The organism is Pseudophaeobacter sp. TrK17 (assembly GCF_042192375.1).
In the GTDB taxonomy this organism is placed as follows: Bacteria; Pseudomonadota; Alphaproteobacteria; order Rhodobacterales; family Rhodobacteraceae; genus Pseudophaeobacter.
The window spans coordinates 358584-377964 of sequence record NZ_CP071700.1; the positions used below are offsets into that span (position 1 = coordinate 358584).

23 protein-coding genes and 2 tRNA genes are annotated in these 19381 nt (G+C 58.3%); 10 read left to right on the plus strand and 15 right to left on the minus strand.

Annotated elements, in window-relative coordinates; translation table 11 throughout:
* Window positions 1-31 precede the first annotated feature (31 nt).
* A complete protein-coding gene (gene ttcA, locus JZI28_RS01745) occupies window positions 32-919 on the minus strand; it encodes a tRNA 2-thiocytidine(32) synthetase TtcA (protein WP_348152003.1) in 888 nt (295 codons plus the stop codon).
* Between the two features lie 174 nt (window positions 920-1093).
* On the opposite strand from ttcA, the gene JZI28_RS01750 reads away from it, so the two are divergent.
* Complete coding sequence (locus JZI28_RS01750) at window positions 1094-1630, plus strand: DUF3833 domain-containing protein (RefSeq protein ID WP_375699031.1); 537 nt, start codon at window positions 1094-1096, stop codon at window positions 1628-1630.
* 5 nt (window positions 1631-1635) lie between these two features.
* Here the strand turns inward: JZI28_RS01750 and yidD are convergent, their stop codons facing one another.
* Genes yidD through rpmH form a run of 3 tightly spaced genes read right to left on the minus strand, consistent with a single transcriptional unit; the run spans window position 1636 to window position 2532 of the window.
* Window positions 1636-1893 carry a membrane protein insertion efficiency factor YidD gene (gene yidD / locus JZI28_RS01755; RefSeq protein WP_375699032.1) on the minus strand — a complete coding sequence of 86 codons (258 nt, stop codon included), beginning with the start codon at window positions 1891-1893 and terminating at the stop codon, window positions 1636-1638.
* A gap of 37 nt (window positions 1894-1930) precedes the next feature.
* Window positions 1931-2371, minus strand: coding sequence for a ribonuclease P protein component (gene rnpA / locus JZI28_RS01760; protein ID WP_375699033.1), 441 nt, complete (start codon window positions 2369-2371; stop codon window positions 1931-1933).
* A 26-nt stretch (window positions 2372-2397) separates the two neighbouring features.
* Entirely contained in the window at window positions 2398-2532 is a 135-nt protein-coding gene (gene rpmH, locus JZI28_RS01765; RefSeq protein WP_027241708.1) for a 50S ribosomal protein L34, read from the minus strand.
* Window positions 2533-2875: 343 nt separating this feature from the next.
* Here rpmH and JZI28_RS01770 point away from each other — a divergent pair, with 343 nt between their 5' ends.
* The 5 genes from JZI28_RS01770 (at window position 2876) to JZI28_RS01790 (ending at window position 6804) form a co-directional block, all read left to right on the plus strand.
* Complete coding sequence (locus tag JZI28_RS01770) at window positions 2876-3601, plus strand: TVP38/TMEM64 family protein (protein WP_297340109.1); 726 nt, start codon at window positions 2876-2878, stop codon at window positions 3599-3601.
* Window positions 3602-3604: 3 nt separating this feature from the next.
* The gene (locus JZI28_RS01775) at window positions 3605-5038 is read left to right on the plus strand and encodes a dihydrolipoyl dehydrogenase family protein (RefSeq protein ID WP_375699034.1); all 1434 of its coding nucleotides are present in this window, start codon (window positions 3605-3607) and stop codon (window positions 5036-5038) included.
* A gap of 15 nt (window positions 5039-5053) precedes the next feature.
* Complete coding sequence (locus tag JZI28_RS01780; RefSeq protein ID WP_375699035.1) at window positions 5054-6439, plus strand: sensor histidine kinase; 1386 nt, start codon at window positions 5054-5056, stop codon at window positions 6437-6439.
* Between the two features lie 109 nt (window positions 6440-6548).
* A tRNA-Arg gene (locus tag JZI28_RS01785) sits at window positions 6549-6625 on the plus strand.
* A 102-nt stretch (window positions 6626-6727) separates the two neighbouring features.
* Window positions 6728-6804 (plus strand) — tRNA-Arg (locus JZI28_RS01790).
* Between the two features lie 263 nt (window positions 6805-7067).
* Here JZI28_RS01790 and JZI28_RS01795 read toward each other — a convergent pair.
* Both JZI28_RS01795 and JZI28_RS01800 read right to left on the minus strand, forming a co-directional pair.
* A protein-coding gene (locus JZI28_RS01795; RefSeq protein WP_375699036.1) for an IS3 family transposase occupies window positions 7068-8220 on the minus strand; the annotation gives its coding sequence in 2 pieces (ribosomal slippage) (window positions 7068-7953 and window positions 7952-8220; 1155 coding nt in all).
* A gap of 51 nt (window positions 8221-8271) precedes the next feature.
* Window positions 8272-9348, minus strand: coding sequence for a recombinase family protein (locus tag JZI28_RS01800; RefSeq protein WP_375699037.1), 1077 nt, complete (start codon window positions 9346-9348; stop codon window positions 8272-8274).
* An 87-nt stretch (window positions 9349-9435) separates the two neighbouring features.
* Here JZI28_RS01800 and JZI28_RS01805 point away from each other — a divergent pair, with 87 nt between their 5' ends.
* Window positions 9436-9816, plus strand: coding sequence for a hypothetical protein (locus JZI28_RS01805; protein WP_375699038.1), 381 nt, complete (start codon window positions 9436-9438; stop codon window positions 9814-9816).
* A gap of 224 nt (window positions 9817-10040) precedes the next feature.
* Here the strand turns inward: JZI28_RS01805 and JZI28_RS01810 are convergent, their stop codons facing one another.
* Genes JZI28_RS01810 through JZI28_RS01845 form a run of 8 tightly spaced genes read right to left on the minus strand, consistent with a single transcriptional unit; the run spans window position 10041 to window position 16419 of the window.
* Window positions 10041-11234, minus strand: coding sequence for an NnrS family protein (locus tag JZI28_RS01810; RefSeq protein WP_375699039.1), 1194 nt, complete (start codon window positions 11232-11234; stop codon window positions 10041-10043).
* On the minus strand, window positions 11234-11488 hold the full coding sequence (locus JZI28_RS01815) for a DUF6522 family protein (protein ID WP_375699040.1): 255 nt from the start codon (window positions 11486-11488) through the stop codon (window positions 11234-11236). Before JZI28_RS01815 ends, JZI28_RS01810 begins: the two co-directional genes overlap by 1 nt.
* Window positions 11485-11739 carry an NnrT protein gene (locus JZI28_RS01820; protein WP_375699041.1) on the minus strand — a complete coding sequence of 85 codons (255 nt, stop codon included), beginning with the start codon at window positions 11737-11739 and terminating at the stop codon, window positions 11485-11487. Before JZI28_RS01820 ends, JZI28_RS01815 begins: the two co-directional genes overlap by 4 nt.
* Complete coding sequence (locus tag JZI28_RS01825) at window positions 11736-11915, minus strand: protein NnrT (protein WP_375699042.1); 180 nt, start codon at window positions 11913-11915, stop codon at window positions 11736-11738. The genes JZI28_RS01820 and JZI28_RS01825 overlap by 4 nt, the downstream gene beginning before the upstream one ends.
* 1 nt (window position 11916) lies before the next feature.
* Window positions 11917-13800, minus strand: coding sequence for a nitric oxide reductase activation protein NorD (locus JZI28_RS01830; protein WP_375699043.1), 1884 nt, complete (start codon window positions 13798-13800; stop codon window positions 11917-11919).
* Between the two features lie 5 nt (window positions 13801-13805).
* Complete coding sequence (locus JZI28_RS01835; protein WP_375699044.1) at window positions 13806-14600, minus strand: CbbQ/NirQ/NorQ/GpvN family protein; 795 nt, start codon at window positions 14598-14600, stop codon at window positions 13806-13808.
* Window positions 14601-14603: 3 nt separating this feature from the next.
* Window positions 14604-15953: a cbb3-type cytochrome c oxidase subunit I gene (locus JZI28_RS01840; protein ID WP_375699045.1), complete on the minus strand. Its 1350-nt coding sequence runs from the start codon at window positions 15951-15953 to the stop codon at window positions 14604-14606.
* 13 nt (window positions 15954-15966) lie between these two features.
* The gene (locus JZI28_RS01845) at window positions 15967-16419 is read right to left on the minus strand and encodes a cytochrome c (protein ID WP_297339502.1); all 453 of its coding nucleotides are present in this window, start codon (window positions 16417-16419) and stop codon (window positions 15967-15969) included.
* Between the two features lie 120 nt (window positions 16420-16539).
* Here JZI28_RS01845 and JZI28_RS01850 point away from each other — a divergent pair, with 120 nt between their 5' ends.
* Window positions 16540-16752, plus strand: coding sequence for a DUF1858 domain-containing protein (locus tag JZI28_RS01850; RefSeq protein WP_375699046.1), 213 nt, complete (start codon window positions 16540-16542; stop codon window positions 16750-16752).
* Window positions 16753-16773: 21 nt separating this feature from the next.
* Here JZI28_RS01850 and JZI28_RS01855 read toward each other — a convergent pair whose 3' ends face one another.
* Window positions 16774-17490 carry a Crp/Fnr family transcriptional regulator gene (locus JZI28_RS01855; RefSeq protein ID WP_297339500.1) on the minus strand — a complete coding sequence of 239 codons (717 nt, stop codon included), beginning with the start codon at window positions 17488-17490 and terminating at the stop codon, window positions 16774-16776.
* A gap of 158 nt (window positions 17491-17648) precedes the next feature.
* Between JZI28_RS01855 and JZI28_RS01860 the strand changes: the two genes are divergently transcribed.
* Both JZI28_RS01860 and nirK read left to right on the plus strand, forming a co-directional pair.
* Window positions 17649-18080, plus strand: a complete 432-nt coding sequence (locus JZI28_RS01860; protein ID WP_375699047.1) for a pseudoazurin — start codon at window positions 17649-17651, stop codon at window positions 18078-18080.
* A 60-nt stretch (window positions 18081-18140) separates the two neighbouring features.
* On the plus strand, window positions 18141-19367 hold the full coding sequence (gene nirK, locus JZI28_RS01865; RefSeq protein WP_375699048.1) for a copper-containing nitrite reductase: 1227 nt from the start codon (window positions 18141-18143) through the stop codon (window positions 19365-19367).
* Window positions 19368-19381: the final 14 nt, after the last annotated feature.

Below are 19381 nucleotides of genomic sequence, written 5' to 3' on the forward strand. Positions count from 1 at the left end.
GCAGAATAGAGGCCTGTTTCTGACTCCGGAGTTAACGCAGCAGCGGAATCTCATCCGAATCGACGCTTTCTTCGCTTATTTTGCGTTCCAGGCCGGCAAAATCGAACAGCTTGGGGTCCAGGAGGTGCGAGGGGCGGGCGTTGGTCAGGGCGCGAAACATCACCTGACGCCGTCCTGGACTGTTGCTTTCCCACTGGTCGAGAATCTGTTTGACCTGCTGGCGTTGCAGGCCATCCTGACTGCCGCAAAGATCACAGGGGATGATGGGATAATCCATTGCTTTGGCAAACTTTTCGCAGTCCACCTCGGCGACATGGGCCAGCGGGCGATAGACAAAAAGATCGCCTTCTTCATTGATCAGTTTTGGTGGCATGGTGGCAAGCCGGCCACCGTGAAACAGGTTCATAAAGAAGGTTTCCAGGATGTCATCGCGGTGATGGCCAAGAATCACTGCTGAGCAGCCTTCTTCACGGGCCACACGGTACAGGTTGCCACGACGCAGGCGCGAGCAGAGCGCGCAAAAGGTCCGTCCCGCGGGCACCTTGTCCACCACGATGCTATAGGTGTCCTGGTATTCGATGCGGTGCGGCACGCCCATTTTTTCCAGGAACGCAGGCAGCACAGTGGCCGGAAATCCCGGTTGTCCCTGGTCCAGATTGCAGGCCAGCAGATCTACCGGCAACAGCCCGCGCCATTTCAGCTCGTGCAGCACCGCCAGCAGCGTATAGCTGTCCTTGCCACCAGAGAGGCAGACCAGCCACCTGGGGGTGCTGCCATCGGCGGGACGCTCAATCATGCCGTATTGTTCAATCGCCTCTCGGGCCTGACGCACGATACGTTTGCGCAGCTTTTTGAACTCGGTGGTTGAGGGTGCCCCGGCAAAAAGCGGGTGAATTTCGGACTGATCATCATCAAACATGCAGCGCCCCTTAAACAACTATCTTTGGCAAAGCAACAAATGCCGCAGCTGGCGCGACAGGTGTGATTGCCTCACCAAGCCTGACCCGTCTGAAAATTCTCGAACCGACTCATCCAAAACCTTTGCCGCACCGTAGTCCTTTTATCATGTGGGTATTCAAAAAGGGGAAAACAGATGCGTGGCGTCGTGAACTGGATCGTGATTGGTGTTTTGGGTCTGGTTCTTGTGGCCTGTGGGCGACCAGAGCTGTCGGATGCAAAGTTGAGTGACAAGACTCTAAACCTTGAGGAATATTTCCAGGGTCGAACAGTGGCTTACGGGCAATTCGAAGACCGCTTTGGGACCGTGCGAAGACGGTTCAAGGTCGATATCGACGGGACTTGGGACGGTACGGTGCTGCGTCTTGCGGAGCGGTTTCGCTATTCAGATGGCACACAGGAAACGCGCAACTGGGCGCTGACGAAGACCGGGCCAGAAACCTGGACCGGAACAGCAGAGGGCGTGCAGGGCCTCGCCCGTGGCACAGAAAGCGGTGATACCTTCAACTGGCACTATACCATTGATCTGCCCTTGGCGGATGGCGGCACCCAGCGCGTGACATTTGACGATTGGATGTGGCTGTTGGAGGATGGTCGCTTGCTGAATAAGGCTTATATGAGCCGCTTTGGCATCACCCTGGGCGTGGTCACGATCCTTTTCGAAAAGGAATAGCGGGGCTACTTTTCCTGAAGCAGTTTGTCGTGCTCCGGGTCACTCCCAGGAACCGGATCATAGCCATTCCCCCCCAGGGGATGGCAGCGGCCGATGCGGCGGACCGTCAGGTAGGCGCCTTTGATAGCACCATGTTTTTCAAAGGCTTCAAGCGAATAGGCGGAACAGGTTGGTTGATAGCGGCAGTTAAACCCGACCCAGGGCGAAAAGAGCAACCGATAAGCGCGGACCGGCAGGGCGAGGATATGGGCGAGCGGTGTCATGGCGCCAAGATAGGCTCAGCGTTGCGGTGAGAGAAGATCATCCGTGGATCTTTTTGATCGCATAGGCCAGATCGCGCTTGAGATCTTCAAAGCCGCGATTGGCGGTCACTTCGGCACGGCCGATCAACACATAGTCCCAGCCATCGCGGCCAATACCGGGTAGAACATGGCGCGCAGCTTCGCGCAGGCGCCGTTTGGCGCGGTTGCGTGCCACCGCATTGCCAACCTTTTTGGAACAGGTAAAGCCGACGCGAAAACCATCGGCCTCGCCCTCTTTGCGCTTGCGGCCCTGCACCATCATGCTTTTGGTGCCCTGACGCCGCGCCCGGGCGGCGGCGAGAAACGCGCTGCGTTTGGCCAAAACCACCAATGGCGGCAGTTTCGGGGGCCTTTGGGCTGCCGTCGCACAAACAGAAACCGCCGAAGGCTGGTTCCCGGAGGCAGCTGAGCTGTCCTGTGGGGCCTTCGGCGGTGTCATATCTGTCAATCCTTGGGGCGTCGCGCTTATGCGCTCAGCTCCTTGCGGCCACGTGCGCGGCGTGCGTTAAGGATCTTACGGCCTGCCTTGGTGGCCATGCGCGCACGAAAACCGTGGCGACGTTTACGAACCAGGTTCGAGGGCTGAAAGGTGCGTTTCATCGCTCCGGTCTCCAATTTCTACAGGGCAAAGCGGAATCGCTACCCGTGGTGTCTATCTCGAAGCCCGGTCTTTAGAAGGGATTCTCTGGCAAGTCAAACGCTGAGCCGGTTTTTTGACAGCTTGGGGTGATATTTCTATCAAAAACCGCCAGAAAGAGCGCGATATAGTCCAGGCATTGTTTCAATACCTCTGGGCAAATGCGTGATTCCTCACAAAAACAGCCTACCAGATCAAGGCCGCGTGATAAGCCCCCGTTCGCTCTCGCAGCAGTTATAGTTTAAGCGTAGCACCCTAGTTCAACCCCCAAGCCAGGCTGAGAGTGGCCAAGAGAGATAGAGAAAGATGACCGAGACGCCAAAACGCGGGCTAGCCCGTCACCTTCCCTTGATTGCCGTGGTCGTGATCGCTTTGATCGGGGCTGCAACGCTTAAAGATCACCTGAGCTTTGACACGCTGCGCGATAACCGCGAGGTATTGATGGCGTTTCGCGATCAGAACTTCCTGGGGCTGGTGGCGCTGTTTGTCGGCATCTACATTCTGATTGTTGTGTTTTCGCTGCCCGGCGCTGCGGTGGCGTCGGTCACGGGCGGCTTTCTGTTTGGACTGGCAACCGGGACAGCTCTGAACGTTCTGGCGGCCACTATCGGCGCCAGTGGCATCTTTCTGGCGGCGCGGCTGGGCCTGGGGGAGATGCTGACCTCCAAACTGGAAGCGGCGGAAGGCCGGGTGCAGATGCTGAAGAACGCGTTGCGCCAAAATGAGATCGAAGTCCTGCTGTTGCTGCGCCTGGTGCCTGCGGTGCCGTTTTTTGTCGCCAATCTGCTGCCGGCGCTGGTGGGCGTGCGGTTTGGCAACTTCCTGTGGACCACGGCCCTGGGTATCATTCCGGGGGCCATTGTCTTTACCTGGATCGGTGTTGGTGTTGGCGAGGTGTTTGACCGGGGCGAAGACCCTGATCTGTCCCTATTGTGGGAACCCCATGTGATTGCTCCTCTGCTGGGGCTCTGTGTACTGGCTGCCATGCCGATCATCGTAAAAGCCCTGCGACCCAAGAAGAAAGCGAGCTGAGCCATGAGCCTGACCTCTCAGACCCCGATAAGATGTGATCTGCTTGTCATTGGGGCTGGCTCCGGTGGGCTATCGGTTGCGGCCGGGGCCAGCCAGATGGGGGCCTCTGTGGTGCTGCTGGAAGGTCATAAGATGGGCGGTGATTGCCTGAACTATGGCTGTGTGCCCTCCAAGGCGCTGCTGGCCAGTGCCAAGGTGGCCTATGGGCAGAGCCATGCGGCGGCCTTTGGCATTGCGGATCATGCACCGCTGGTGGATTACGCCGCCGCCAAGGCCCATGTTCAAAACACCATAGAAACCATCGCGCCGATGGATAGTCCGGAACGTTTTGAAGGGTTCGGGGTGCGGGTCATCCGCGAATTTGGTGCCTTTATCTCACCCACCGAGGTGCAGGCCGGTGATCATATCATTCGCGCCCGCCGGGTGGTGATTGCCACCGGGTCATCGCCGCTGGTGCCGCCGGTCCCCGGGCTGGAGAGCGTGCCCTATGAAACCAACGAGACGCTGTTTGATCTGCGCGAGCGCCCAGAGCATCTGCTGATTATTGGCGGCGGACCTATCGGCATGGAAATGGCGCAGGCGCATATCCGTCTGGGCTGCAAGGTGACGGTGATCGAAGGTGCCAAGGCGCTGGGCCGTGACGACCCCGAGGCCGCCGCCATTGTTTTGCAGGCTTTGCGTTCTGAGGGTGTCGAGATCGCCGAGGATGCCCTGGCCGCCGAGATCACTGGGAGGGGCGGTGCTATTGAGGTGAAGACCAAGGATGGGCGCAGCTTTGCGGGCTCACACTTGTTGATGGCCGTAGGGCGTAAAAGCAACGTGGAGCGGTTGAACCTCAAGGCCGGCGGCATTGCGCCGAGCCGAACAGGCATCGAGGTGGATGCGTCTTTGCGCACCAGCAACAAGCGGGTCTATGCCATTGGTGACGTGGCTGGCGGGCTGCAATTTACCCATGTGGCGGGCTATCATGCCGGGGTTATCATCCGCTCGGCCCTGTTTGGTCTGCCTTCCAAGGCGCAGGAGCTGCATATCCCGCGCGCCACCTATACCGACCCGGAATTGGCGCAGGTTGGGCTGACCGAAGCAGAGGCCCGCGCCCAGTATGGCGACAGGCTAGAGCTGGCCCGGTTTGAGTTCCACCACAATGACCGCGCTTTGGCGGAGTTGAAAACCAAGGGCTTTATCAAGGTGATGGTGGTCAAGGGGCGGCCTGTCGGGGCGACAATTGTGGGCCACCAGGCGGGTGAATTGATATCCTTGTGGTCGCTGGCGCTGGCCAATAGGCTCAAGATGAGTCAGATTGCGGCGATGGTTGCGCCCTATCCTTCTATTGGGGAAATCAACAAACGTGTTGCCGGAGCCTATTTCTCACCCCGGCTCTTTGAGAGCCAATTGGTCAAACGAGCGGTGCAATTTGTGCAGCGCTGGATTCCCTAAGCTGGAAAGGGCTCTATGCTGAATTCGCTTTCAGGCAGGTTCCTGGTCCTGACCATTGTTTTTGTGATGCTGGCCGAAATTCTGATCTTCGTGCCGTCTATTTCCCGTTTCCGGCTCGATTATCTTGCCGAGCGCCTGGAGCGGGCGCAGATTGCCTCCTTGGTGCTGCTTGCGGATGACATGCTGGACACCGATCTTGAATCGGAGCTGCTGCAGAATGCCGGGGTCTATAACGTGGTGTTGCGCCGCGATGAGGTGCGCCAGCTGATGTTGTCTTCGCCGATCCCGCAGCCGATTGCGGGCACCTATGATTTGCGGATGGCCAGCGCAGTGACTCTGATTGGCGATGCCTTTCGCCAGTTGGCCAGTCCAGCCAATAGAATCATCCGGGTGATCGGGGCGCCGGTGCGCGACGCGGGGCTGTTGATTGAAATCACCATCGAGACCGCACCGCTGAGGATGGCGATGATCGACTACGGAGTGCGGGTCCTGTTGCTGTCTGCAGTGATTTCGATCTTTACCGCCCTGTTGCTGTTTGCGGCGGTGCGGGTGTTCCTGGTGCGGCCCATCAAGGGGGTTGTCGGCTATATGCAACGCTATGCCGCCGCGCCCGAGGATGCCCGCGGCATCATCCAACCCAATGCCGGGGTGATTGAGCTGCGTGAAGCAGAAGAAGCGCTACAAAAGCTGCAGACAGAGCTGACCCAGGCGTTGCGGCAACGGGAAAGGCTGGCGCAACTGGGGGGCGCCGTGGCCAAGATCAGCCATGATCTGCGCAATATCCTGACCTCGGCGCAGCTGTTCACCGACCGCATCGAGATGAGCGAAGACCCTCTGGTGCGGCGGCTGGCCCCCAAGCTGGTGAATTCCATCACCCGCGCCGTGTCCCTATGCGAAGGCACCCTGGCCTTTGGTCGCGCCGAAGAGCCGGCTCCAACCTTTTCCCATGTGGCGTTATGCGAGCTCGTCGAAGACATCGTTGAGAGCGAATTGCTGGCCCCGGCAGAGGTTGCGGTTGATCTGATCAATGCGGTGCCCAAGGGGATGATGATACGTGGTGATTCAGAGCAGTTGTTTCGGGTTGTTATGAATTTGGTGCGCAATGCGCGGCAGGCGATTGTTGCCACCGGAAAAACCGGCAGCGTGACAATTGCCGCAAGAGACGATGGGGATGCCTGGTGGATCACTGTGTCTGATACCGGCCCGGGGTTGCCCAAGCGGGCCCATGAGAATCTATTTACGCCGTTCCAGGGCAGCGTGCGCAAAGGCGGCAGTGGTCTGGGCCTGGCGATTGCCGCAGAGCTGATCAAAGGGCACGGCGGTTCGGTGACGCTCAGCGAGACAGGCCCCGAGGGCAGCAGGTTTGAGATACATCTGCCAAAAGGCGATGGAACCCTGTGACCTGCAAGCTGTGCCTCTTGCCGTCAAAAAGCAGGAGATCAAAAAGACCGGAACTTATTTGTTTTTGGGGTTGCGCGCCCCATCCCCTAGGACTAAACCCCGCCGCAGTGGACCGATAGCTCAGCTGGATAGAGTACCTGACTACGAATCAGGGGGTCGGGGGTTCGAATCCTCCTCGGTCCGCCACTATTTCAATTCACCCCGATTGGGGATGTTTTGGGAAGGTTAGGGAGCCCGCCGTAATTTGGCTTGCTTCTCCAGGGCAGGAGCCTTAAATCCTGACGCAGTGGACCGATAGCTCAGCTGGATAGAGTACCTGACTACGAATCAGGGGGTCGGGGGTTCGAATCCTCCTCGGTCCGCCACTGCTCCCCCCTATGGAATGTCAGACGAAATTGGCTTTTACGTCATAAACTGACCCAATCACCGCGAACCGGATGATTGTGGGCAAGCCGCGAGTATCCGGTTCGCCCCCTGTTACGTGATGCTTCTCTAGATCTTTAGAACGGCGATGCACGGAAAGCGCCCATGCAATGCTGGGATGGCGGCAGGACCGGTTACGGCCCAGAGCTGCCTTTGACTGTGCAGCTGAGCTACCCCCCAATCCTTGGACAGGATCTGGCGTGATTTAAGCTACTCTTTGCATCTGCTGATCGGGGTTGGTTGTTTCGTTTCTCTGCCAATAGATCACAGCGGGTGGTTTGCCGCCAAGGGCGGAATGAGGGCGCTTGTGGTTGTAGAACGCGATCCACTTTCTGACGCCAGCTTTGGCCTCTGATCCGGTCTCCCATGCGTGCAGATAAACGCATTCGTATTTCAGCGACCGCCACAGTCGTTCGACAAAGATATTGTCGAGGAACCGGCCTTTGCCGTCCATTGAGATGCGGATGCCGGATCGACGCAGGCGGTCGGTCCAAGCAAATGACGTGAACTGGCTGCCCTGATCCGTATTCATGATCTCGGGTGGGCCGAACTTGTGGATCGCTTCATTCAAGGCATCAACACAGAACTCGGCTTCCAGCGTGTTTGAGATACGCCACGCCAGCACCTTGCGCGTGTGCCAGTCCATGATGGCGACCAAATATAAAAACCCACGCCGCATCGGCAGGTAGGTGATGTCGGCGCACCAAACTTGGTTGGGCCGATCCACGCGCAAGCCGCGCAACAGATAAGGGTAAATCTTGTGACCCTTCGCTGCCTTGCTGGTGTTGGGCTTCTGATAGATCGGCATGAGGCCCATCAGCCGCATCAGGCGTCTGATCCGCTTCTTATTGACGAGGTGGTCGTCATTGCGTAGGTGCCATGTCATCTGACGCACGCCGTAAAACGGCGTTTCCAGGAACTGCTTGTCGATCAGGCGCATCAGATCGAGGTTCATCTCACTTTCGCCCTTCGGCTCATAGTAGAACGAAGACCGCGAGATCGACAGCAGCGAACATTGCTTGCTGACTGACAGACCTTTTAGGTTCGGCTCAATCATCTTGCGCCTCACTTGCCGGTCCAAGGTTTGAGCTTTCTGGCCAAAAATCGTTGGCGACGGCCAACTCCCCAATCTTGGCGTGCAGGTCTTTGACCTGCTCCTCATCGATTTCCGGTGCCTTCCGTCCGCCACGCTCAAATACGCCCGATGCGCCTTCAAGTAATGCGCGCTTCCACTGATGGATCATCGTTGGGTGCACGCCAAACCGACTGGCCAAATCGCTGACCGTCTCTTCGCCTTTCAACGCCTCCAACGCCACCTTGGCTTTGAATTCTGGATGATGTTGCTTCCGTTTCGACATTCCTGATCTCCTTCGTGTTGAAGATCAGCAGACAACAAATAGCAGCTTACGTCAGTGTCCGAATTTCGGGGGTAGCTCAAAGGAACGCGTTTCATTGATAACGATTCCGGACAGAAAACCATGTTTTTCGAGTGCGCTACGCAAACCGTCTAACATTTCGGTGTCAGAAAATCGATGTACTTTGGCCTCAATAATGGCTCTGGCTGCGGCAAACAGCGCAGCGTCGACAATCGCTTCGAACGCACCTTCGGATCGAACCCAGCTATTGGGATCATTTTGAACATGCCGCTTCTTCAGCTTGAAGGAATGGCGGTTCCAAATGTTGTTGCCGATATGCTTTTCGTTTGAGAGTAATTGGCGCACAACCGACGGTGTCCATTCTCGGTCCAGATCAGTTTGGATGCCCTGCTTGTTTAGATCGGCGGCGATCATGGCCTCGGAATGCTGGTCATTTACAAAGCTATGGAAGATTTGGTTCACAATCGCGATTTCGTTCTCAGGTCCCGGCACAAGTGTCACGGGGTCTGTTTGAATGCTCTTGTGTTCACCCCGGGTGAGAACACCTTTCTGATTGCCGACCTCGTCAATTAGCATCCGCCGCAGGCCAAAGCCGGGCGGACCACCCTGACGATAGCCCATCTCGATAAGTCTGGATTGACTGGCAAAGACCTTTTGCGACAGCTCTCGACTATACTCGCCTGCCATTGCACGCTTGACGCCTTTCACGATGGTGGAGACAGGGCTGCCGTCGTTGTCAAACTGCTCGGCGCAATACTCGACAGTTATACCAGCACGCTTGCAGATATATTCGTAGTAGGCGCTCTCATCTGCATCCTGAAACCGGCCCCAGCGGCTGATGTCATACACAAGAACTGTGTTGAATTCTGCTTTTCCAACCTGGATGTCATCGAGCAGTTGCGTCAAGCCATCGCGACCTTCAATTCTCAGGCCACTTTTGCCCGCATCTGAGTATGTTTTGATGATTTTGTAACCGCGTTCCTCCGCATAGAGTCCGATTACATCGGCTTGGTTTTCGGTTGAGTAGCGCTGATGCTCGGTTGACATGCGCACATATTGCGCAGCCTCGCGACGAACCTTGCGCTCGTATTTGTCGTCAGGCCAACTCAATGCACATCTCTCCCTCGTTCAAGTTTGCAAACCTGTATTGAAGCCTTGCGATTCTTCCTTCGATGTTAGCGAAGGAGGGGTGGAAACATGTTGCATAAAAAGGGCAGCTCGTTTCAGCGAGACTGCCATGGGCGCGTTTCTGCGTCAGAATACCGGCAAGCCATCAGCGCAGCGCTCACACAAGAAATCGGCGGTGCAGGCAGTGCGGCGAAAGTCGCGATCGGCTGGACTGGAGCGAGTGAACGAACAGCCAAGAACTGGATGTCAGGTTCATACGGTCCGACAGCGGAGCATCTGATCGAGTTAATGAGAAACTCAGATACGGTGCTTGCGGTCGTTTTGGGATTGGCAGGGCGAGAAGAAGCCATGACGACCGAACGCCTTAAACGTGTTCGTGCAGAGCTGGCGGCGGTGTTGAGCAACTTGGATGCGATCTGCGACGCAGGCGGCAACGACACAGCGTCTTGAGGGCAAGTATTGAACCCCACAAGTTATCCGTGCTGTTGGGAAGAACCGCGCCTACTGGTTTGAGGCGAAGAAAGGCGACAAGCCGGAAGCCCGCGAGGTTTCTCGGTTTGGGTCAGAATTGAATGACGTGATCCGCGCGGTGATCCATGATTTGGCCGAGAGCCGGACCGGGACAGAGTGCGGTGAAAGAAGCAGAACAAATATTGCAGCAAACCCCTCCCAGATTAGGCTCTCTTCGCCGGTTTCTGGCGAAACAGAGCAGGGCCATACGCGAGGACAAAGCCAGCAAAAGCCATGAGCCACAGGAGGCCGGACACATAGCTCATTTCCAGCCATAGGGAGGTCGAAAGCCGTGCAAGGACTGCCCCGAACAGGCTCAGGTAGATCACGACGGTGATCCGATTTGCCACCAGCTCTTGGCCGGTGTGCCCCAGCGTGGCGCGTGTCATCACGGCCAATGTCATGGATCCTATGGCCCCTGCCATCCACAAATGCTGTGCGCTTGCAGTACCGGGATTGCCCGCCAGTTGGTCAAGCCCCAAGGCAAAGGCGCCCACAGGGATGAACAAGTACGAAACATGCAGAACCCAAACCAGGGGTTCGCTGAGTGTGTGATGCCCCTGCCAACGCAGCAGGCGTGCAAGATGCAGGACACCAAAAAGGACAAGGGCGATGCCCGTCAGTCTGTCCAAAGGCTGCAAGACCCAGAGGGGCAGGACCACGATACCTGCCAGCAAAACCAGCTTGTCAAACCGCTGCATGGGCGGTGCCGGGCGCGCGGGATTGTCGGTGCGGGCCAGCCAATTGCGAGTGAAAGAGGGAATGATGCGTCCACCGATGACCGCGATCATCATCACCGCCGTCGCAAGGCCAAGGCGTAAACCCATGCCTTGTGCCGCATAGTCGCCGCGCAGCGCCTCATAGTGGAACAGGCTATTGGCCAGCGTGAACATTGCCAACATCGCCAGTACGATCAGGTTGCGCCAGTTCTTGCCCGCCACGATTTCGCGCAGGATCATTCCCCCCAAAACCAACGGGAAAGCCAGATCGACAACAGGTGCTACCACCGCAGGCAGCAGGGCGGAAAAGAACACGGCGATCCGGCCCAGGGCCCATAGGCAGAACAAGGCCACCAAGCGCCAGCCAACCATCGGTAAGCGCCCGGTCCAGTTGGGAACCGCCGTCAGCAGAAATCCCGCCAGCACTGCTCCCAGATAGCCGAACAGGAACTCATGGGCGTGCCATGAAACAGGATCAAAGCGGGTCGGCAGGTCAATTGCGCCCGTCAAAGCCGCCAACCAGACCAGCATCGCCACCACGGCCCAGATGGTCCCGAACAGAAAGAAGGGGCGAAACCCGTAGCTGAACAGCGCAGGCCCTTGCCATGCGCGCATTTGCTCTGCCGATGTCTGTGCCATTAGCGGCCTCCGATCGTTGTGCGCTGGGTTCTGAGGAGCGTGCCATCTTGCGAACAGGTCAGGCACACTTTCGTGGTGTGGTAAAAGAATGTCAGACGCATGCGGCCAGCATCCTCGTCTACTCCGGTCTCGAACCGGGTTGTGATCTCTTCAGCGCGCATCTTGGCCTGAACGTCAGCCGCACTCAGGCCAAGCAGGTTTGCCACGTCCATGGCATCCACAGTGGGCTGACCGTCTTTCATCTCGATCTTCATGTTTCCGGTGTCCTGTCGGCCACATCCATCAGGTGTCGGATATGGCGGGAAAAATACCATGTGGCAGGCGCGCCGATGAAACACCCAAGCGCAATCGACCACGCGGTCGACGCAACAGGGCCACCCACCCAACTGAAGATCAGCGAGGCGAAAAAGACATTCACCGCTGCGGCCCCGGCCCCGAACGGGTAGAGAACCAGCGCGATCTGCCCGGTTGACCACCCGGCCCGTGCTGTCGCGGTTTGGCTCATTTGCGCGATACCAGCCGCTGCACCGCAACCATCGCTACAACCAGCGCAAGGCAGGCCAGCGCGTACCAGAATTCGGCGGTTGCCGATTGCGCCTGCGGGATCGGGCGGTCGAAACCTCCGGCCAGGACGGGAGAGGCGATTAGGCTTGAGAGGATGAGCGTTATAAAACTGGGCATGTCAGGTCTCCTGTGTCAGGGTGCGGTAGATGTCCGGCAGCGCCTTGGTCAGGCGTTCCGGGTTGGGCAAAAGGGTAAAGCCACCACGCCCAAAGATACGGGCAAACCAGTCCTGTCCGTCTTCGTCGATGATGATGCCATGCAGGCTTTGCCCGGCATTGCGGGCTTCGCGTACAGCCACGTGGCTATCCTCAATGCCGTGCTGGCCTTCGTAGTGATCAAGGTCATTGGGTTTTCCATCGGTCAGCACAATCAACAGCTTGCGCGCCGACGGTTCCTCGGCCAGTTGTGCGCTGACATGGCGAATTGCGGTGCCAAGGCGGGTGTAATGCCCGGGTTTCAACGCGCCGATATTGGCGGTGATGTCAGGGGACATCGGGGCTTCAAAGTCCTTGCAACGCGTCAGAAATACCCGGTCGCGACGCAGCGAGGAGAAGCCCCAGATGGCCAGCCGGTCGCCCGCCGCGTCGATGCCACCCGCTAGGGCTGCCATCGCTTCGCGCCCCACTTCGATCACCGAAGTGTCGCCAATCGCCGCCTCAGTCGATCGCGAGGTGTCGATGAGGAAGGCCACCGACAGATCGCGCTCGGTCTGGCGTGCGGACTGCCATATGCGATCCGAGCCGCGCCCAGTTGCCAGCAGGTCGGCACGCGCGGTCAGCAGCGCGTCCAGGTCCAGCTCGGTTCCATCCACCTGACGGGGCTGTAGGACGCGACGTGGGCGCAGGGCCTCGAACTGGCGGCGCACTTCACGCATCCTTCGCTCATTGGGGGCAAAAATCGTATTCCCTGGTTGCGCAGGTGCGTCCAGAACCCGGCAGTGATCTGGCATGTAGCTGCGCGCCCTGTGGTTCCATTCTGGGTATGTGTGCTCGCCGGCCAACGCCTCGTGATCGGCATCGGCGGGGGACAGATCGAGATGCAAACGCAGGCGGGTGGCTGCCTTGCGATCCTGTTTGGACAGCGTGATCTCATCCTGATCGTCGGCGGCTTTCTGGGCGTTTTCATCATCGTCATCATCCACACTGCGGTTGATGTTCATCGATTCAACCCAGGACAGGATCGATTCAAAGCGGTGGATGATGAAACTGTCCTTGCGGTTGTTCTGCTCCTGATCCTTGCGATTGCCCAGCTTGCGCGCCGTGTGTGCTGCATTGGGCGGAGGTGCCGCAGCAGCAGCCTGTTCTTCCTCGACCACCGCGCCAGAGCCAGGTCGTACAAAGCGCAGCCAGATCGGGACAGGTGCGATTGGCATATAGCGGTGCGATGCAGGTTCACGTGTCAGAACCGGCGACCCGCCGCAAAGCTGATCGCGAATGGCAGCTTCCAGCGCGGCCTCTTGTGAGGGGCGCAAAACGTCGGGCCGGGCAGCGACACAGGCTTTTGCCATCTTGGTATAGGCCTGCCGCAATCCGGGGCAGGCCGCATAAGCGGCATCCGCAGCACCGGCATTGGCCCGGATTTGCGCGCAATCCTGCGCTGGCCCGTCTGGCGACAGATCAAGTCCGGAGACATCCGTCAGCGCCGCCAGCGCGGTGAGCCAGAAATACGCGGCCCGGTTCAGCGCGGGATCGGGAAACGCTGCGATGAATGGGGGCAAGGCAAGCCTTTCGCCATCAAAGCGTGCCACCCATTCATGGTCACGGTCCGCCCCCAGTTTGCGCCGTATGGGCTGACGATGCTTGACCAGCGTGGCCGCCGCCTCGGACAGTTCCACCCCCGGCGCACCGCCAAGGGATCGAAACAACAGCGCGAGGCTGGGCCGGACCGAGGCCAGCGAGATGCTGGCCTCGGGATAGGACACCTCTGCTCCGATCCCGCTGGCCATATCGTGCCAGAGATTGCCAACGGTTTCTTCGGGCTCCATGAGGTCAAGCAGGTGCATGGGTCTTATCCGTAAATGGTCGAGACGAGATCGCGCAGCGCCTGCTGCACATCGGGTTCATCGCTCAGGGGTTCGATCACTGCCGCTTCGAGCGCCTGATCCACGCCCATACCACCGGCCATCAGCGTGGCGGCATAGATCAGCAGGCGGGTGGACACCCCTTCTTCGAGGTCCATGCCGGACAGCCTGCGGATATGCCCGGCCAACCGCACCAATGGCGCAACGCGCCCCGGTTCGAGCTGACTTTCGGCGGCGACCACAGCGACCTCTGTCTCGGCCGCGGGGAAGTCGAAGGACACCGACAGGAACCGTTGCCGTGTTGATGGCTTCAGGCGTTTCAGCACGTTCTGGTAGCCGGGGTTGTAGCTGGCGACGAGCATGAAGTCCTTGGGGGCGACCAGCTCTTCGCCTGTGCGGTCGATCATTAATGTGCGCCGCGTGTCGGTCAGAGGGTGCAGAACGACGGTGACGTCTTTACGCGCTTCCACCACCTCATCGAGGTAGCAGATGCCGCCTTCGCGCACCGCCCGGGTCAAAGGTCCATCGACCCAGACGGTCTCTCCGCCCTTCAATAGGTAGCGTCCGATCAGGTCGGCTGCCGACAGATCGTCATGGCAGGCGACCGTATAAAGCGGCTTGCCCATTTTTGCCGCCATGTGTTCGACAAAGCGCGTCTTGCCGCAGCCGGTCGGCCCCTTCAGAAGAAGGGGCAAACCGTTGTCATAGGCCGTCTGGAACAGATCGCATTCGCGGCCCGTTGTCTGATAGAACGGCAGGGGTGGGGTGACTTGCATGTTCATGGCTTACTCTCCCGGCACAGGGTTGGCAGAGCCGGGTGCGATGACCTCGGCCTTGCGGACCACCAGCAGCGAATAGATGAACAGGATTGCCCCGATCACCACGGCAAGGCCCGCGCCCCACCGCATCAGGTAGAAGATCGACAGGCTTTCCTGCACCTCCATGTAGTAGTCACCGACCACCCGCTGCATGTGCGTCTGGATGGTACCAGCGAAGGTCAGCACAAAGGTCATGAACGCCATCCCCCCGGTCATCAGCCAGAAGCTCGCCATATTGAGCACCTGATTATAGGGTGCGCGCTGCCGCAGCATCGGCATGGCATAGGTAAAGATCGCCAGGTTCAGGGCCACGTAGGCGCCATAGAAGGCAAGGTGGCCGTGGGCTGCGGTGATCTGCGTGCCGTGGCTGTAGAAGTTCACCCCGTGCAAGGTGTGCAGGAAACCCCAGACACCCGCGCCGAAGAAAGCGACGGTAGAGGACCCGAGCGACCACAGAAGCGCGGCCTTGTTCGGGTGGTTCTTGCGGCCTTTCCACACCATGACGAAAGCAAAGCTCATCATCAGGAAGAAGGGGATTACCTCGAAGGTGGAGAAGATCGAACCGACCCACTGCCAGTATCCCGGCAGACCGATCCAGTAGAAATGGTGTCCGGTGCCAAGGATGCCGCTGAACAGCGCGGTGGCAACGATGACGTAAAGCCATTTTTCCACCACTTCGCGGTCAACGCCGGTGAGCTTGAGCAGCAGGAACGCAAGAATCGCAGCCATCACCAATTCCCAGGTCGCTTCGACCCAAAGGTGCACGACGAACCACCAGTACATTTTGTCCAGTGACAGGTTGTCAGGGTTGATGAAAGCAAACACCCACAGCAGCGACAGCAGCCATAGCCCCATCAGCAGCACGTTGGTGATTGCGGTCTTTTTGCCCGCCAGTACTGTCATTGACACGTTCAAAAGGAAGATCAGCGCGGCAACGAGAATGCCAAATTTGACCCATAGCGGTTGTTCGAGAAACTCACGCCCGCCGTGGATGCCGACAAGGTAGGAGCCGACCGCCCCAAGCGTGCCGACCAGAAGAATGATCAGCTGGATGTAGGCCAGCTTTGGTGACCAGATTTCGCGCTCGGATTCTTCGGGTATCAGGAAATAGGCCGCACCAAAGAAGCCCAGCAGCAGCCAGACAATCAGCGCGTTGGTGTGAATCATGCGGATCACGTTGAACGGCAGAAGCTCTGCCAGGAAGTTGGGCGAGACATAGACCCAGCCCGCCAGCAATCCGCCCAGCACCTGAATGCCGAACAGTGCCATTGCGGCCAGAAAGTACCAGTACGCCACACTTTGAGATTGATATTTCATTTGTATGCCCTCCTTATCCGGCGTCATTGGGCGGCCAGCCCTGCGTGTCTGTCTGGTCAGCCCACCGCAGGAATTCGGCGAGACCGCGAATGTCTTCGTCTGTCATTTCGTAGCGGGGCATCTGGCGACGGCCCTCGATGCCGCTGGGTTGCGCCTCGATCCATCCTTTGAGTATTTCGAAGGCGCCTTCGGGATCATCCAGCACGCCCCAGCGGGTCATCACATTGCCGACCTCGGGGGCGAAATAGGCGCCCTCGCCATGCAGGCTGTGACAGTTGATGCAGGAGTTCCGCTCCCACACGTGTTTGCCGTGGATGACCTCTTCGCTCAGCGGCATGCCCGCTGTCGACGTGGTCACCACGTATCGGTGCGACTGCACGGTCATCGCCACAAAGACCACGACAAAGAAAATCGAGCCTCCGTAGAAGATGTTGCGCGCCCGCGATTTTGTTAGAAATTCAGCCATTTTACGGCCTCCTTGAACTCGGGATGGCCAGTTTTACGATCAAGGTTGGTGGCGAAGTTTGCGCCAGCGCAACGTTTGAAGCGATTGGAACAATAGAGTGCATTGTGAAAGGAGCACTCTATGCGTCACTCCAATCTCGACGATCCGGACCTGTCTTTGGCCGACCTGATGACCAAATGGCCGCAGACAATTCCCGTCTTTGTCCGGCACAAAATGCTGTGTGTCGGCTGTCTCGTCAGTCCATTCCACACCATTGCAGACGCCTGCGCGGAATATCATCTTGATGAAGAAGTGTTTCTTGCAGAATTGAAAACGGCCGCCGGTCTGGCGTGATCCGGGATCGGTCTGTCCGTGCTAGGTCTGACTGAGCACCACCAGCGCATGCGGATCACAGACCGTGATGCGCTTGCGCTTGCTTTGAACAAGCCCTTGCTTTTCCCATCCGCTTAGCAGGCGGCTGGCTGTATGCAGCGTGGTCGCCGTCAACTCGGACAAGTCCTGACGCGTGATCGGAAAGTCAATCTCGATCCCACCGTCCACCTTGCGCCCCGTCTGATTGATCAACCGCAGAAGCGCATTTGCGACACGCTGCTCGACCTGCTGCGTGGCCATTTCCACGACACGGCTTTGGACTTCAGCAAGCCTGAAACCAAGCGTCTTGTAGGTTTCGGTCGCAAACCCGTCATAGTCAGCGATGAACCTGTCCCAAAGCCGCGTCGGCCAACTCAGCACAATAGATTCCGTCGCGGATAGGGCCGTGGCAGGATAGGTATCGCGGCCAATGGCCTTGGCGATACCCATCAGCTGACCGGCCGGGATATGCAGGGCCGTCACTTGTTCACCTGTCGGCGTGATCCGAATGACCCGCACATATCCATCCAGCAACATATAGAACCGTTCTGCCGGATGACCTTCTTCAAAGATCGCAGTTCCCGCATCGTATCGCCGTGCGGTGGCCAGATCGAGGATCGTGCGAATCTGACGTCGATCCAACCGCGAAAACGGAGGCAGATGCGTCAGCAGGCTTTCGTCAAGCCGCGGCAGGGTTTTTCGCAAAGGCATATTGTCCATGTCCTATGTCATGCCACACAACCCGATCCTGCGCCACATTGAGTTCACGACAATACGCGTCGCAAATCACCAAGTAGTTTGTGCCAGAGCAAATTGTCCTTGGTGCGATCCAGTAGTCTTCAGATCAAACGACATCACGATTTGAAAAGGAAACGACGATGATCCGCCAACTTGCAACAGGTCTTGCTCTTGCCACCCTCATGGGTAGCGCTGCGTTTGCTGAAACCATCGAGGTTCAGATGCTCAACAAGGGCAGCGATGGCGAACGCATGGTGTTTGAACCCGCCTTCGTTCAGGCGCAGCCGGGCGACACAATCAAATTCGTTGCCGCATCCCGCGGCCACAATGCCGAAACCGTTGACGGGATGATCCCCGAAGGTGCCGAAGGCTTTGCTGGCAAGATCAATAAAGAGATCGAGGTCACGCTCGACACCGTGGGCTACTACGGCGTCATCTGCAAACCGCACTTCGCCATGGGCATGGTGATGACCATTGCCGTTGGCGACGCCGAAGTGCCCGCTGATTTTCTTGAAGGACGCATCCCGCGCAAAGCCAAGGAACGCTTTGAAGCGCAGCTCGCCAATTTCTAGCCATCTACCGGTGTTCGGGCACTGTGGCCCGACACCGCCAATCATTGTCAGGAGAAAGCTATGACCAAGTTCATCAACCCCGGCCTTATGAAAACAAGCCGCCGCAATATGCTGCGCGGAAGCGTGCTGGCCGGGGCGGCCGCAATGACAGGGGCTGGCGCCATGTCCGCACCGCGCGCGCCGCGCATGCCGCGGATGAGTGCCATCAACGCCGCGTCCTCTAAAATCTACAAAGCTTCCGGTCAGCAAGAGGCAACCACAACCGCCAAGCCAACCGATCTGTCAGGCTATACCCGCGTCAAACAAGAGTTGGTCGCGCCTCCCTTTGCGCCGGTGCATGAGCAGGTTGCCACAGGCGGTCCAAAAATCATTGAAATCACAATGGAGACCGAGGAACGCCTGATGGTGGTGGATGAGGATACCGGCGCGTCGATCTGGGCGCTGACCTACAATGGCTCAGTGCCCGGCCCGCTCATCATCTGCCACGAAGGCGACATGATCGAACTGACCTTGCGCAACCCCGTGGACAGTATGATGGAGCACAACATCGACTTCCACGCGTCAACCGGCGCTTTGGGCGGCGGGGGCCTGACCCACGTCTTTCCTGGTGAAGAAACCGTGCTGCGCTGGAAAGCGACCAAGCCGGGCTGCTTTACCTATCACTGTGCCCCCGGCGGCGCGATGATCCCCTATCACGTGACCCACGGGATGAACGGTGCTGTCATGGTGCTGCCGCGCGACGGGCTTAAGGACAAGGACGGCAATCCGCTGCGCTATGACAGCATCGCCTACATCGGTGAACAGGATTATTACCTGCCGATGGACGAAAACGGTGACTACCGCCAATATGAAGTTGCCGGAGACGACTATTCGGACAGCCTTGAGGCCATGCGCAGCCTGATCCCGACCCATTCGGTGTTCAACGGCGCAGTGGGTGCCTTGACTGGCGAACATGCGCTAAAAGCCAATGTCGGCGAAACCGTTCTGATGATCCACAACCAGGCCAACCGGGACTCGCGCCCGCACCTGATCGGTGGCCACGGCAACTATGTCTGGGAATCGTCCTTCACCGACGATCCGCTGCAAGGCATGGAAACCTGGTTCGTGCGCGGCGGCAGCGCTGTGGCGGCAATGTACACTTTTGAGCAACCCGGGGTCTATGCCTACGTCAACCACAACCTGATCGAAGGCGTCATGCTGGGGGCAACCGCACACTTCGTCGTCGATGGTGAGTGGGACAATGAGCTGATGGAGCAGGTCATCGCTCCGCGCGAATTTACAACCTAAACACTGACAAAAAG